Source organism: Streptomyces sp. AA4 (assembly GCF_000158875.1).
Lineage (GTDB): Bacteria > Actinomycetota > Actinomycetes > Mycobacteriales > Pseudonocardiaceae > Amycolatopsis.
Window position 1 is genome coordinate 794,897 of sequence record NZ_GG657746.1, and the last position, 14,000, is coordinate 808,896.

Genomic DNA, 14,000 nt, shown 5'->3' on the forward strand with positions numbered 1-14,000 from the left:
GTCAGCACAATCAACCTTCGGGGTGCCCCACGCAACCAGGGGCGGCGCAATGTCGCCCGCCAGGGCGACGAGCCGAACCCCCACCCATTGACCAGCGAGTCTCCCCAATAACCCCACCCCCACCGGGGTAACCTCCCCCTTTGTGCGGTCAATCCTGGAACGTCCCCCCAACCGCGTCTGCTCCGCGTTCGGCAGCGACGCCGACGCCATCACCCTTCTCCCGGACTCCGAAACCTGGCACGCCGGAGAAGTGGTCTTCAAACGCGTAACCGACCGCTCCCAAGCCCTCTGGACCGCCCGGGCCCTGGACTTCGCCGAAGACCCCGGCCTCCGCATCTCCAAACCGATCCGTTCCCGAGACGGCCGCTGGATCGTCGGAGACTGGTCCGCCTGGCGCTACCTCCCCGGCACCACCGAACACCGCTGCGACGAATCCGTCCTGGCCGCGGTCCGCCTGCACCGGGCCACCGCGGACCTGCCCCGCCCGGACTTCCTCTCCGCCCGGGACGACCGAGACGCGATAGCCGACCGCATCGCCTGGGAAGAACTAGACCGCCCCCTTCCCGAGGAAAAAGGCGGCCGCTGGTTCGAAATCCTCGCCCCCAGCCGCCGCCCGATCAAACTCCCGCACCAAGTCGCCCACGGCGAACTCCTCGCGGGCCTGCTCTTCGACGGCGACGCCGCTCCCGGCGTGGTCGATTTCGTCCCGTACTACCGCCCCGGCGAATGGGGTGCGGCGATCGCCGCGGTCGACTCCCTGATCTGGGGCGGAGCCACCGGAGCGCTGCTGGAACGCTGGGCGCACCTCCCCGAGTGGCCCCAGCTCCTGCTGCGTGCCATTCTCTTCCGTCTCGCCGAACACGCACTGGACCCCAAGTCCACGAACGCCGCGCTGGACGGCCTGCGCGCCGCCGCCCGCGAGGTCAGCGCGATCCTCTGACTCACCGCGCGCCCCCGGTGTGACGGCGGGCAATGTCAACTGCCTGAAACATTCCGGCACTTCTAGGTAACACGGCGTCCTTACCGTCGGGTCATCGCCGACTCGAGGAGCGCCTGTGCCGCACGTCGACACACATTGCCCGTACTGCGCTCTGCAGTGCGGGATGCGCCTGGACGAGACCCGGGTCACACCAAGGGATTTCCCGGTCAACGCGGGCGGTCTGTGCCAGAAAGGCTGGACGTCCGGCGCGCTGCTGGAATCCGCTGCCCGGCTGACCTCGCCACTGCTCCGCCGGGACGGGGAACTGCAGCCGGTTTCCTGGGACGAGGCACTGGATTTCGTCGCGGACCGGCTGCTCGCCTCGCGCCGGGAGCACGGCGCGGACTCGGTCGCCGTGTTCGGCGGCGGCGGACTCACGAACGAAAAGGCTTACCTGCTCGGGAAATTCGCACGGGTCGCGCTCGGGACGTCGCAAATCGACTACAACGGCCGGTTCTGCATGTCCTCCGCCGCGGCGGCCGGGATGCGCGCGTTCGGCGTGGACCGCGGACTTCCATTCCCGGTCACCGATCTCGCGAACGCGGACGTCGTCCTGCTCGCCGGAGCGAATCCGGCCGAGACGATGCCGCCGTTCATGCAGCATCTGGACAACGCGGAACTGATCGTGGTCGACCCGCGCCGCACGCCGACCGCCGAACGGGCGACGTTGCACCTCGCGCCGGCTCCGGGAACGGATCTCGCGCTGGCGTTGGGAATTCTGCACGCGGTCGTCGCCGAGGGGCACCTCGACAAGTCCTATGTGGATCTTCGGACGACCGGATTCGACGAGATGTGGCGCATCGCCGCGACGTGGTGGCCGGAACGAGCCGAGCGGGTGACCGGGGTCTCGGCCGCGGATCAGCGGCGGGCCGCGGAAATGCTGGCCCGGGCGGGCAACGCGTATGTGCTTACCGCGCGCGGGACGGAACAGCACGCGTCCGGCACCGCGACGGTCGGCGGGTGGATCAACCTCGCCCTCGCACTGGGATTGCCCGGGCGCGCCGGGTCCGGTTTCGGCTGTCTGACCGGGCAGGGCAACGGCCAGGGCGGACGCGAGCACGGCCAGAAGGCGGATCAGCTGCCGGGCTATCGCAAGATCGACGACCCGGCGGCGCGGGCGCAGGTCGCCCAGGTTTGGGGCGTGGAACCGGAAAGCCTGCCAGGACCTGGTCGCTCGGCGGTCGAGTTGCTCGACGCGCTGGGCGAGTCGATCAAGGCGTTGCTGGTATTCGGGAGCAACCCGGTCGTGTCGGCCCCACGCTCGTCCCGAGTGCAGGAACGGTTGGCCGGACTGGATCTTCTCGTGGTCGCGGACTTCGTCTTGTCGGAGACCGCCGAGCTGGCCGACGTGGTTTTCCCGGTGCCGCAATGGGCCGAGGAGGAAGGCACGTTGACCAACCTCGAAGGCCGGGTCCTTTTGCGGCAACGGTCGATCGACCCGCCGGACGGAGTGCGCAGCGATCTGTCGCTGTTGCGGGAGCTCGCGGTCCGAATTGGACAGCCCGCGGAGAGGTTCCCGGATGACGCGGCGGAGGTTTTCGAGGAATTGCGTGCCGCGTCGAAGGGCGGAGCCGCGGACTACTCCGGGGTGACTTACGACCGGCTGCGGTCCGGAGAAGCACTGCACTGGCCGGTTCCCGGCGAGACCCACCCGGGCACGCCGCGCATGTTCCTCGACGGATTCGCGCATCCGGACGGCCGGGCGCGGTTCGCGGGCGTCGACCACAGCGGACCCGCCGAGCTGCCGGACGAAGCGTTCCCGTTGCAGGCGACGACCGGCCGGGTGCTGCAGCACTACCAATCCGGTGCGCAGACCCGCCGGATCGCGGAGCTGACGGCGGTCGTCCCGGAGGTGTTCGTCGAGGTGCATCCGGATACCGCGGCGCGGTCCGGACTGGCCGACGGCGACCGCGCGGTGGTGCGGTCGCGGCGCGGCGAGACCGTCGCGCAGGTGCGGTGCGTCCCGTCGATGCGGGTCGACCTCGTCTTCCTGCCGTTCCACTTTCCCGGTGCGGCGCGGGCGAATCTGCTGACCAACCCGGCGCTGGACCCAGTGAGCCGGATGCCGGAGTTCAAGGTGTGCGCGGTGTCGTTGGCGAGGGCGGAAGCATGAGCGCGCGGAACGTCGTTATCATCGGATACGGAATGGCCGGGGCACGCCTCGCGGACGAAATCCGGCGGCGTGATCCCGAAGGCGACCGGGTGCGGCTGACCGTGCTCGGCGAGGAACCGCATCCGGCCTACAACCGGGTGCTGCTGTCCACTGTGGTCGCGGGCGGGATGAGCCCGGACACGGTGCGGCTGCACGATTCCGGGTGGGCCGCGCAGACGCGAGTCGACTTGCGGCTCGGCACGCGGGTGACGCGGATCGATCCGGCGCGCCGCGTCGTCTGCACGGAAGACGAGGATTTCCCTTACGACGCAGTGGTCTTCGCGACCGGAGCCGCGCCGTGGTTGCCGCCGGTCGAAGGGCTCGAACTCGGGCCGGAGGTCGTGGCGTTCCGAACACTGGACGACTGCGCACGCATCGTGGACGCCGCCCGTCCGGGCGCTCCGGTCGCGGTACTCGGCGGTGGGCTGCTCGGTTTGGAGGCCGCCCGAGGGTTGGCCGGGCGCGGCGCGAACGTGACGGTGGTGCATCCGCAGCCGCACGTCCTGGAACGGCAACTGGATTCCGGTGCTGGCCGCGTGTTGGCGCGCCGGTTGGCGGAGCTGGGCGTGACGTTCCGGTTCGAGGTGACGGCCGCTCGGCACCTGCCCGGAGACGGCCTGAAACTTGACGACGGCAGCTTCGTTCCGGCGGACCTCGTGGTCGTCGCGGCCGGGGTACGACCGGAAACGGCGCTCGCCGAGGCCGCCGGGCTCGCGGTGGACCGCGGAGTCCTGGTGGACGACCTGCTCCGGACCAGCGACGGCCGGATCCACGCACTGGGCGACTGCGCGCGGCATCCTGGTGCGCCGGCGGGACTGGTGCAGCCCGCGTGGGAACAGGCCGCGGTGCTCGCGGACCTGCTCACCGGCACGGACGCCACGGCGCGTTACCGCGGCACGCGCACGGTAACCCGGCTCAAGGCCCGCGACATCGATCTCGCCGCGCTCGGCGAAACGCAGGTGACCAGCGAGGACGCCGCCGCCGAGGTCGTGACCTTCGACGATCCGTCCGGCGGGCGGTACGGCAAGCTCGTCGTCCGCGGCGACCGCGTGACCGGCGCGATCCTGCTCGGCCTGCCGGACGCGGCGGCGACCGTGACGCAGCTGCACGACCGAGGCACCCCGGTCCCCGAAGACCGGCTCGCGGTGCTGCTCGGCCGTGCGTTGCCCGCGGGCGCGCCGACGGCGGCGAGCCCAGCGGATCTTCCTTCGTCGACAGTGATCTGCCGCTGCAACGCGGTGACCAAAGGCCGGCTGATCGACGCCTGGCGAGGTGGCGCCACCGACGCTGCCGCACTCGCCCGCACCACCCGCGCCACGACGGGATGCGGCAGCTGCCGCGACACCGTCGGCGCGGTCGCGGACTGGCTGGCCGCGCAATGACCGCCCCCGGTAACGAGGAGGACGCCATGACCCGCCGTTGGATCGAGCACTGGGATCCCGAGGACGACGAGTTCTGGGAAACGACCGGCAAGCGAGTCGCCCGGCGCAATCTGTGGTTTTCCGTGTTCTCCGAACACATCGGCTTTTCGATCTGGACCCTGTGGTCGGTCGTGGTGCTGTTCATGGGCCCGGCCTACGGGTTCAGCGCGGCGGACAAATTCCTGCTCGTCTCGACTCCGACGGTGGTCGGGGCGATCATGCGGATCCCGTACACCTTCGCGGTCGCGCGCTTCGGCGGTCGCAATTGGACAGTCATCAGTGCCGCGCTGCTGCTCATTCCGACGGTGCTGACTGCCATCGTGCTGCACCCGGGCACCTCGCTGGGCACTTTTGTGTTGATGGCCGCGCTCGGCGGAGTCGGTGGCGGAAACTTCGCGTCCTCGATGGCGAATATCAACACCTTCTATCCGGAACGGCACAAGGGCTGGGCGCTCGGGTTGAACGCCGGTGGCGGAAACCTTGGTGTGGCGGTGATTCAGCTCGTCGGACTTCTCGTCATCGGCACCGCTGGTGCGACGGCGCCGCGCTTGGTGCTTTACATCTACCTTCCGTTGATCGTCATCGCCGCAACCTGTGCCGCGTTGTTCATGGACAACTTGTCCAGCGTTCGCGGTGACACCAAGGCCATGCGCGAGGTAGTCCGTTATGGACACACCTGGGTGATGTCGCTGCTGTACGTCGGCACGTTCGGTTCCTTCATCGGCTACAGCTTCGCCTTCGGTTTGGTGCTGCAGAACCAGTTCGGCCGGACGCCGTTGCAGGCGGCCGCGGTGACGTTCCTCGGACCGCTGCTGGGTTCGCTGTCGCGGCCGATCGGCGGATGGCTGTCCGACCGCATCGGCGGCGGCCGGGTCACCTTCGTGACGTTCGGCGCGATGGCGCTGGCGACCGTGGTGCTGGTGCTGGCTTCCTCGGCGGATTCGCTGGCGACCTTCACCGCCGCGTTCATCGTCTTGTTCGTGCTCACCGGAATCGGCAACGGCTCGACGTACAAGATGATCCCGGCGATCTTCCAGGTGAAGGCGCGCGCGGCGATTCAGGCCGGTGCGGACGAGGCGACGGAATTGCGCAACGCGCGCCGGCTGTCCGGAGCGTTGATCGGGCTGGCCGGGGCGATCGGCGCGCTGGGCGGGTTGTTCATCAACCTCGCGTTCCGGCAGTCGTTCGCCAGCACGCACAGCGGGGTTCCGGCGTTCGTCGGATTCCTGGTCTTCTACGCGGTGTGCGTGGGTGTGACGTGGTTCGGCTATCTGCGCAAGCCGGCGGTGCGCGCGCAGGTGGCGTTGGCAGGAGCGGAGGTCTGAAATGCCTACAGTGGTGGTCGCCGGGCACGGCATGGTCGCGCACCGGTTCGTGGAGGCACTTCGCGCGGCCGATTCGGCGGGCGAATGGCGGGTCGTCGTCTTCGGCGAGGAGAACCGTCCCGCTTACGACCGAGTCGCGCTGACTTCCTATGTGGACAGCTGGGATCCGGCCGCGCTGGCGTTGCCGGGCTCGGATTACGCGGACGACGACGCGGTCGACCTTCGCCTCGGCGAACTCGTCGTGTCGGTGGATCGCGAAGCCAAGACGGTGACGACGGCGTCTGGACACGTCGAGCCGTACGACCAGCTGGTGCTGGCGACCGGTTCCCGTCCGGTCGTCCCGCCGGTGCCGGGGCGGGATCTGCCGGGCGTGTTCGTGTACCGGACGATCGAAGACCTCGACGCGATTCGTGCCGCGGCCGAACGACGGGGACGCGGCCGGCGCGCGGCGATGGTGATCGGCGGCGGCCTGCTCGGGCTCGAAGCGGCGAAGGCGTTGCGGGACATGGGTTTGTCGCCGCACGTGGTGGAGATGGCCCCGCGGCTGATGCCGTTGCAGGTCGATGACGGCGGCGGCGGTCTGCTGCGCCGGCTGATCACGAACCTGGACGTGACTGTCCACATCGGAACCTCGACGAACGCGATCGAGGCCGACGGATCGCGGCTCCTGGCCCGGCTGGGCAACGGCACGGAGCTGGACGTCGACCTGGTGGTCTTCTCCGCCGGTGTCCGCCCGAGGGACGACCTCGCGCGGGAGTCCGGTTTGGACGTCGGCGAACGCGGCGGCGTGCTGGTCGACGCGACGTGCCGGACCAGCGACTCGGCGATCTACGCGATCGGCGAGTGCGCGGCGGTCGAGGGCCGGGTGTACGGCATCGTCGCGCCGGGATACGCGATGGCGGAGGTGGTCGCGGCGCAGCTCACCGGCACGACGGCGAGCTTCCCCGAACCGGACACCGCCACGAAGCTGAAGCTGATGGGCGTGGACGTCGCCAGCTTCGGCGACGCGCACGCGGCTACCGAAGGCGCGCTGGAAGTCGCGGTGAACGACGCCGTGGCCGGGACGTACAAGAAGCTCGTGGTCACCGACGACGGCAAGACGCTGCTCGGCGGGGTCCTGGTCGGCGACGCGGCGGAGTACAACACGCTCCGAGCGCTGGTCGGTCGTCCGCTGCCCGCCGACCCGGGCGCGTTGCTCGCCCCGGCCGGCGGCGGCGCGGCGGTCGGTGTGGACGCGTTGCCGGACGAGGCGCAGGTCTGTTCGTGCAACGGCGTTTCCAAGGGCGCGTTGACGCGGGCGATCAACGAGGACGGATGCGATTCGGTCGGCAAGCTGAAGGCGTGCACGCGGGCCGGAACGTCGTGCGGCTCGTGTGTACCGATGTTGGCCAAGCTGCTGAACGCGTGCGGGGTCGAGCAGTCGAAGGCGCTGTGCGAACACTTCACGCAGTCGCGTGCGGAACTGTTCGAGATCATCCAGGCGACGCGGATGACGACGTTCAGCGAGATCGTGAGCCGGTACGGCACCGGGACCGGGTGCGCGGTGTGCAAGCCCGCGGTGGCGTCGATTCTGGCGACGCTGGGCAACGGGCACATCCTCGGCGGCGAGCAGGCGTCCCTGCAGGACACGAACGACCGGTTCCTCGCGAACATGCAGCGCAACGGCAGCTATTCGGTGGTGCCGCGCATTCCCGGCGGCGAGATCACGCCGGAAAAACTGATGGTGATCGCTCAGGTCGCGCAGGATTTCGGGCTGTACACGAAGATCACCGGCGGACAGCGGATCGACCTGTTCGGGGCCACTGTGGACCAGCTGCCGGACATCTGGCGACGACTGGTCGACGCGGGCTTCGAATCGGGGCACGCGTACGGCAAATCGCTGCGGACGGTCAAATCCTGTGTCGGCTCGACGTGGTGCCGCTACGGCGTGCAGGACAGCGTCGGGCTGGCGATCGATCTGGAACTGCGGTATCGCGGTCTGCGGTCGCCGCACAAGATCAAGGCCGGGGTGTCCGGCTGCGCGCGGGAATGTGCGGAGGCGCGCGGCAAGGACTTCGGCGTGATCGCCACCGAACACGGATGGAACCTCTACGTCGGCGGCAACGGCGGAGCGACGCCGCGGCACGCGGAACTGCTCGTGTCCGATGTGGACACCGAAACGCTGGTGCGCACGATCGACCGGTTCCTGATGTTCTACGTGCGCACCGCGGACCGGTTGCAGCGTACGGCGCCGTGGATCGAGGAGCTGGACGGCGGGCTCGACCACCTGCGCGCGGTGATCGTGGACGACAGCCTCGGCATCTGCGAGGACTTGGACGCGGCGATGGCGAAGCACATCGAGGGCTACTCCGACGAATGGCGAGGGGTGCTGGAAGACCCGGAGAAGCTGGCGCGGTTCAGCTCGTTCGTGAACGCGCCGGGGACACCCGACCCGTCGATCTCGTTCCGTGCGGAGCGGGAGCAGAAGATCCCGGTGCTGCTGGGAATTCCGGAGGTGCGGCGATGACCATGACCTCATCTTGGACCGCGGTGTGCGCGGCCGCGAACATTCCGGAGTTCTCCGGAGCCGCGGCACTGATCGACGGCCGGCAGGTCGCGGTGTTCCACGCCGGCGACGGCTGGTACGCACTGTCCAATTGGGACCCGTGCAGCGGCGCGGCCGTGCTGTCCCGCGGGATCGTCGGCGACGCCGGGGGAGAGCCGGTGGTGGCGTCTCCGGTCTACAAAGAACGGTTCTCGCTCCGCACCGGTGCGTGTCTCGACGCGGAAGGGGTTTCGGTGCCGGTGTATCCGGTTCGGGTACGGGACGGGGTGATCGAGGTGGGCTCGCCGTGATCGATGTCCCGCCACTGGCCGGGTTCACGGTAGGAATCACCGCAGCGCGCCGAGCTGAAGAGCTGGGCGCGCTGCTCGTGCGCCAGGGTGCGGCGGTCCGCTACGGACCGGCGATCCGGATCGTGCCGCTGGCCGACGACACCGAACTGCACGCGGCGACGATGCGGTTGCTGGAGTCGCCGGTGGACATCGTGGTGGCGACCACCGGCATCGGCTTCCGCGGGTGGATCGAGGCCGCGGATGGCTGGGGTCTCGGTGAAAAGGTGCTCGACCACCTGTCGAACGCTTCATTGCTGGCTCGCGGTCCGAAGGCGGCCGGGGCGGTGCGGACGGCGGGGCTGGCGGAGGACTATTCGCCCGCGTCGGAGAGCAGCGCGGAGCTGTTGCAGTACCTGAGCGAGTCCGGTGTGGACGGACGGCGGATCGCGCTTCAGCTGCACGGCGAGCCGTTGCCCTACTTCGCGGAGACCCTTCGCCAGGCGGGCGCGGAGGTGATCGAGATCCCGGTGTACCGGTGGGTGGCTCCGGCCGATCCGGGCCCGCTCGACCGGCTGTTGGACGCGGTTCTGGAAGGCACGATCGACGCCTTGCCGTTCACCAGCGCGCCCGCTGCCGCGTCCACGGTGGCGATGGCGCGGCGGACCGGTCGGCTCGGTGCGCTGATCGAGGCGTTGAGCAACCGGGTGATCGTGGCGTGCGTCGGCCCGATCGCGGCCGGGCCGCTGGCTTCGCTTGGCGTGCCGACTGTCCAGCCGAGACGGTCGCGGATCGGTGCGCTGGCGAGAACCGTCGCCGAGGCTTTGGTCGCGGCCTCGCCGACGTTGTACGCAGCCGGTCATGTGTTGCAGATCCGCGGCACTGGCGCGCTGGTGGACGGTGAGTGGCGGGAGATCGCGCCGGCCCCGATGGCGCTCCTGCGCGCCCTCGCGCGGCAGCCGGGACGAGTGGTCGCGCGCCGGGAGTTGTCCGCCGAGCTTCCCTCCGGCGGCGAGGCACACGCGGTGGAGACGGCGATCGGGCGGTTGCGCACGTCGCTCGGTGGCAACGGGGTGGTGCAGACCGTGGTCAAGCGCGGCTATCGGCTGGCGGTGAATCCCGGCGACACCCCAGCTCCGATCGGCTAACCTCGGCGCGGTGCGGATGATCCCCGTTCCGCCGGGAACGGTGAAGCTCACCGACCGGCGGACAGAACGCAGCTGGACAGTCGACGTGGCCGCCTTCGAGCTGGGCGCGTTCCCGGTCACCCAGGAGCAATACCACGGCGGCGGTGGTCTGCCTGTCGTCGAAGTGTCCTGGTTGGACGCGGTGCGGTTCTGCAACACACTGTCCGAACGGGACGGACTGCCACTCGCGTACCTGGTTGAAGGCAGCGAAGTGGAGTGGGACCGGTCTGCGTCCGGCTATCGGCTGCCTACTGAAGCCGAATGGGAACACGCCTGCCGCGCGGGCACCGAAGGTCCGAGGTACGGCGAACTGGACGAGATCGCCTGGTACGAAGGAAACTCCGGCGGTCAGCTGCATCCGCCGGGGGAGAAGCGGCCGAACGCCTGGGGCGCTTACGACCTGCTCGGCAACACCTGGGACTGGTGCTGGGATCTCTACGATCCGGCGGTCTACGGCGAGTATCGGGTGCTCAAAGGCGGCGGCTGGGCGGACGAGCACTGGAGCGTCCGCGTGTCGGTGCGCCGCCGGAGCCATCCGACGTTCCGGGTGGACGACGTCGGCTTTCGTGTTGCGCGGTCCACTTAGGACTGCGCGGCGTCCCACCAGGACAGGATCCGGGTGCCGTACAGGGTCAGCCACTTCGACGGTTCCCCGGCCGGGACGTCGACCTCGAACCACATCTCGCCGGGCAGGCGGCCGTCCTGCAGCCAGGTTCCGTCCGGCTGCCGGGCGGCGCGAACCCGCTCGACCGCGTCGGCGAGACGCGGGTCGGGCGGAATTTCGTCCACGATGGCGGCCTCGCGGAAGTACTCGAGCGCGTTGATCGCGCTGTAGTGCCACCGCACGGGATAGGCGAAATGGTCGACCCAGGACGCCACCTGCTCGCCGGTCGAAAGCCGGTACAGCAAACGGCGCTCCAGCAGGTACTCCTCACCGGCTCGACGGGCGGCGTGCGTCTCGTCGGTGCCGCCGGTCGCGATGTCGTAGGCGAGCAGGCCTTTCACCGCGTTCAGCGTCGAGTGGAACGACGAGCGTTTCGATCCGTCGACCCATTCGCAGTTCCAGCCGCCGTCGTCCATCTGGTGTTCGGGGAACCAGTGGGCGAGCCGGGAGACGTCGACGCCGAGCCAGCCGCCGTTCGCGAGTGTCCAGGCATTGATGCAGACGTCGACCTCACCGTCCCAGTACGGCAAATCGTGGTATTCCCACCGAGAATTCTCGGCGATCAATTCCGCGGTGCGGTTGGCGCGCAGCACCGCCGGATCCATGCCCCATTCGCGGAGCATAGTGAGCGACCACGTGGTGGCCGTCCACGGTTGTCCGGTATCCGGGCCTGGCTGGAATCGCGCCGGGAAGAACGCACCGCCCGCCCACTGCCCGTCCGGGGCCTGCCGGGCGAGGAGCTGCGCGCCGAAGCCTTCGGTCGCGATCTTGTGCCGGGTGGCCGTCCAGACTTCGGGCGGAGCGCCCGCCAAGTCCCGTTCGACCTGCCAGCGCAGCGTCGGGTCCGAGTCGAGCAGCCATTTCAGCATGTCAAGACTCTAGCCCGCCGGTCAAGCCCAGGTCACGGAAAAGTCCTGGTAGCCCCGTGCGGACGCGGCCCGGGCCGCCTCGTCCTCGGCGGCCGCGCGGTCGGAACGGCGGAGCGGATCGAATTCGGTCAGCGTGAAGGCCAGCCGCTTGCCGGACGCTTTCGTGCGCCAGACGCCCAGAATCTCTCCTTCGACTAATAACGCACCCGGGCTGCCGAGAATTTTCCACACTTCTTTCGCTCGCGCTTTGTCCGGAACGAGGACGGCTTTGTCGCGACCCTGCGTGTACGGATCGAGCGGGGGCAGCAGGCGCACTCCGGCAGGGGAGGGCGGGTTCTCCAACGCGGCCAGCCGATCATTCGGGACAAAGGCGCGCCGACCGTCCACTTTGACCTCGGTGACCGCGGAAGGCCACGTCTCGCTGAGGCAAGTCTTCGCAGTGCCGACGAAACCGGCCGCATCGCCTGGCGTCGCGGGTCCGTTGAAACGCAGATACTGCTCAATCACTCGCGAAACCGCCGCAGGAACCGGACGGGTGGACATTCGTCCGCGATCTTCCAGCGGCGCGAGCGTCGCCGGACTTTGCCCGGCTTCGAGCCGCGTACCGCCGTGGAGGGCAGCGACGCGCATGAGCTGTTCGTGCACGTGGGTCGTATTGCAGGGACGGCACCACCGGCTGAACGAAGGCGGGAGCAGCTTCGTGATCTCCCCGCTCACCACGCCCTTGGTCATCGGCTTGGTGACCACCTTGCGGATCGCTCGCGCGGTGGTGAAGACAATGTCCACCGGGGACTCGTCGGCGGCCTGGATGTCCTTTTTCTGCCACAGCATCCGGGCCAGCGCGTCCGCGTCGCCCAGCGGCACCAAGGCGGCCGCCAGCTCCGGCAGATCCGCGCGCCGGTGGAAATGCGGCGCGCCCCGGTGCGACCACACCAGGGCGAGCCGCTGATCGTCCACAAGAGACTCCGGCGTGACCGGACCCGGCATCCGGGCCGCCAGCGAGAGCAGGGCGGTGTCGCGCATGCTGTCCTGCAGACCGAGGTCCAGCAGCGGCAGGTCGTACGGATCGGCGACGGAGCGGTGCAGCCCCTGCTCGGCGATCCGGTACGCCAGCGCCTGTGCGCGCGACACCTCCAGCATCCCGGCCTCCTTCAGAGCGTGTAGTCGAAGGTGTACGACACGGTCGGCTCGCCCAGCACGCCGTGCACGGTGCCGCGGCCGCTGATGCCCGCCAGCTCACCGGTCCCGGAGCCCGGCACGACCTCGAATTCCGAGCGGATGCTCTTCGGGTCGAAACCCCACTCCTGGCGCACGATGAACGTGCCGCCGCGGCCGTCGACAGTGCCCTCGAACCGGTCGTAGCCCGGCGACGTGGTCGCGCCGCCGTCGTAGCCCTCGCCCGGGTAGTACAGCAGGTAGTCGCCCGTGGCCGCACCCTGGATCACGCCCGAGTACTCCATCGCGGCGTGCACGTAGGCGACGCGCGGGCCGCCCTCCTCGCCGCTCGCCACGTGCTCTTCCCACTTCGTCATGCCAAACGTGTTCATGCCGCATACTCAACCACGCATACCTGCCATCTTGTGTCAGGTATTTCAGCGATACTTGGCGCATGCGTGCCGGACGTTTGCTCACCGTGCTTCTCCTGTTGCAGAACCGCGGCCGGATGACCGCCGAGGAACTGGCCGCTGAGCTGGAGGTTTCGGTCCGGACGGTGTACCGGGACATCGAGGCGCTGTCGGCCTCGGGGGTGCCGGTGTACGCCGATCGCGGCCGCAGCGGCGGCTATCAGCTCGTGGACGGCTACCGGACCCGGCTGACCGGCCTCAACGAGGACGAAGCCCAGTCGCTGGCGCTGGCCGGGATTCCGGTGGCGGCTGCGGAGCTGGGGCTCGGCACCGTGCTGGCGGCGGCGCAGCTGAAGCTGTACGCGGCGTTGCCGCAGGAGCTGCGCAGCCGCGCCGGCCGCGTCGCCGAACGCTTCTACCTCGACGTTCCCGGCTGGCATCGCGGCATCGAAAGCCTGCCGACCCTGTCCGCGGTCGCCGACGCGGTGTGGGCCGGGCGCCGGGTCCGCGTCCGGTACGAGAGGTGGGGACAGCGCGAGGTCGAGCGGGTGCTGGAACCGCTCGGGCTGATCCTCAAAGCGGGCAACTGGTACCTCGCCGCCCGGTGCGAGGGGACCGATCGCACCTACCGGATTTCGCGCATTCTCGAGCTGACCGACCTCGGCGAGGAGTTCGAGCGACCGGCGGAATTCGACCTCGCTCGTTACTGGCAGGAGTGGTCCGAGCAGTTCGAACGCCGGATGTACCCCCGGAAGGCGACAGTCCGCCTCTCGCCGCGCGCCCAAGCTCTCGTACCGTTCTACGCGGGCAGCGTCGGAGCGCGGGCGCTTCGCGAGGCAGTCGCCGCCGGAGCGGAACCGGACGGCGACGGATGGTTGACGATCGACCTGCCGGTCGAACCGGGAGAAGCGGCGATCGGCGAACTGCTGCGGTTCGGGCCGCATCTGGAGGTGCTCGCGCCCAGCGGCCTGCGTACGGAGCTGGCGGCGGCGATCCGGGAGATGGGGCAGGCGTACGAGTGAGGGTT

At 69.4% G+C, this 14,000-nt stretch carries 12 protein-coding genes; 9 read left to right on the plus strand and 3 right to left on the minus strand.

Annotated elements, in window-relative coordinates; all coding sequences use genetic code 11:
* Window positions 1-142: 142 nt before the first annotated feature.
* The 8 genes from SSMG_RS03905 to SSMG_RS03940 all read left to right on the plus strand — a co-directional run bounded on the left by SSMG_RS03905 (window position 143) and on the right by SSMG_RS03940 (window position 10,461).
* Complete coding sequence (locus SSMG_RS03905; protein WP_009072992.1) at window positions 143-940, plus strand: TIGR02569 family protein; 798 nt, start codon at window positions 143-145, stop codon at window positions 938-940.
* 115 nt (window positions 941-1,055) lie between these two features.
* A complete protein-coding gene (locus SSMG_RS03910) occupies window positions 1,056-3,092 on the plus strand; it encodes a molybdopterin oxidoreductase family protein (RefSeq protein WP_009072993.1) in 2,037 nt (678 codons plus the stop codon).
* Window positions 3,089-4,513 (plus strand): FAD-dependent oxidoreductase, encoded by a 1,425-nt coding sequence (locus tag SSMG_RS03915; RefSeq protein ID WP_009072995.1) that lies wholly within the window; start codon window positions 3,089-3,091, stop codon window positions 4,511-4,513. The genes SSMG_RS03910 and SSMG_RS03915 overlap by 4 nt, the downstream gene beginning before the upstream one ends.
* Window positions 4,514-4,539: 26 nt before the next feature.
* Window positions 4,540-5,877 (plus strand): NarK/NasA family nitrate transporter, encoded by a 1,338-nt coding sequence (locus SSMG_RS03920; RefSeq protein WP_037712462.1) that lies wholly within the window; start codon window positions 4,540-4,542, stop codon window positions 5,875-5,877.
* A 1-nt stretch (window position 5,878) separates the two neighbouring features.
* A complete protein-coding gene (gene nirB / locus SSMG_RS03925; protein ID WP_009072997.1) occupies window positions 5,879-8,383 on the plus strand; it encodes a nitrite reductase large subunit NirB in 2,505 nt (834 codons plus the stop codon).
* Window positions 8,380-8,712, plus strand: a complete 333-nt coding sequence (gene nirD / locus SSMG_RS03930) for a nitrite reductase small subunit NirD (protein ID WP_009072999.1) — start codon at window positions 8,380-8,382, stop codon at window positions 8,710-8,712. The genes nirB and nirD overlap by 4 nt, the downstream gene beginning before the upstream one ends.
* Window positions 8,709-9,836, plus strand: coding sequence for a uroporphyrinogen-III synthase (locus SSMG_RS03935; protein WP_009073001.1), 1,128 nt, complete (start codon window positions 8,709-8,711; stop codon window positions 9,834-9,836). The genes nirD and SSMG_RS03935 overlap by 4 nt, the downstream gene beginning before the upstream one ends.
* 16 nt (window positions 9,837-9,852) lie before the next feature.
* Window positions 9,853-10,461, plus strand: a complete 609-nt coding sequence (locus tag SSMG_RS03940; protein WP_037712466.1) for an SUMF1/EgtB/PvdO family nonheme iron enzyme — start codon at window positions 9,853-9,855, stop codon at window positions 10,459-10,461.
* Here the strand turns inward: SSMG_RS03940 and SSMG_RS03945 are convergent.
* The 3 genes from SSMG_RS03945 to SSMG_RS03955 are packed head-to-tail and all read right to left on the minus strand — an operon-like array spanning window position 10,458 to window position 12,955.
* A complete protein-coding gene (locus SSMG_RS03945) occupies window positions 10,458-11,408 on the minus strand; it encodes a squalene cyclase (protein ID WP_009073005.1) in 951 nt (316 codons plus the stop codon). The genes SSMG_RS03940 and SSMG_RS03945 overlap by 4 nt on opposite strands.
* A 21-nt stretch (window positions 11,409-11,429) precedes the next feature.
* A complete protein-coding gene (locus SSMG_RS03950) occupies window positions 11,430-12,548 on the minus strand; it encodes a winged helix DNA-binding domain-containing protein (RefSeq protein ID WP_086024866.1) in 1,119 nt (372 codons plus the stop codon).
* Window positions 12,549-12,559: 11 nt separating this feature from the next.
* Window positions 12,560-12,955 carry a DUF3224 domain-containing protein gene (locus SSMG_RS03955; RefSeq protein WP_009073009.1) on the minus strand — a complete coding sequence of 132 codons (396 nt, stop codon included), beginning with the start codon at window positions 12,953-12,955 and terminating at the stop codon, window positions 12,560-12,562.
* Between the two features lie 62 nt (window positions 12,956-13,017).
* Here SSMG_RS03955 and SSMG_RS03960 point away from each other — a divergent pair, with 62 nt between their 5' ends.
* Window positions 13,018-13,995, plus strand: coding sequence for a YafY family protein (locus tag SSMG_RS03960; RefSeq protein ID WP_009073011.1), 978 nt, complete (start codon window positions 13,018-13,020; stop codon window positions 13,993-13,995).
* Window positions 13,996-14,000 lie beyond the last annotated feature (5 nt).

What these genes read in the sequence shown, in the direction of transcription:
- SSMG_RS03945 (WP_009073005.1), bottom strand. Translation starts at nt 11,408, where the DNA reads ATGCTGAAATGGCTGCTCGACTCGGACCCGACGCTGCGCTGGCAGGTC.
- nirD (WP_009072999.1), top strand. Translation starts at nt 8,380, where the DNA reads ATGACCATGACCTCATCTTGGACCGCGGTGTGCGCGGCCGCGAACATT.
- SSMG_RS03920 (WP_037712462.1), top strand. Translation starts at nt 4,540, where the DNA reads ATGACCCGCCGTTGGATCGAGCACTGGGATCCCGAGGACGACGAGTTC.
- SSMG_RS03915 (WP_009072995.1), top strand. Translation starts at nt 3,089, where the DNA reads ATGAGCGCGCGGAACGTCGTTATCATCGGATACGGAATGGCCGGGGCA.
- SSMG_RS03955 (WP_009073009.1), bottom strand. Translation starts at nt 12,955, where the DNA reads ATGAACACGTTTGGCATGACGAAGTGGGAAGAGCACGTGGCGAGCGGC.
- SSMG_RS03960 (WP_009073011.1), top strand. Translation starts at nt 13,018, where the DNA reads ATGCGTGCCGGACGTTTGCTCACCGTGCTTCTCCTGTTGCAGAACCGC.
- SSMG_RS03940 (WP_037712466.1), top strand. Translation starts at nt 9,853, where the DNA reads ATGATCCCCGTTCCGCCGGGAACGGTGAAGCTCACCGACCGGCGGACA.
- SSMG_RS03950 (WP_086024866.1), bottom strand. Translation starts at nt 12,548, where the DNA reads ATGCTGGAGGTGTCGCGCGCACAGGCGCTGGCGTACCGGATCGCCGAG.
- nirB (WP_009072997.1), top strand. Translation starts at nt 5,879, where the DNA reads ATGCCTACAGTGGTGGTCGCCGGGCACGGCATGGTCGCGCACCGGTTC.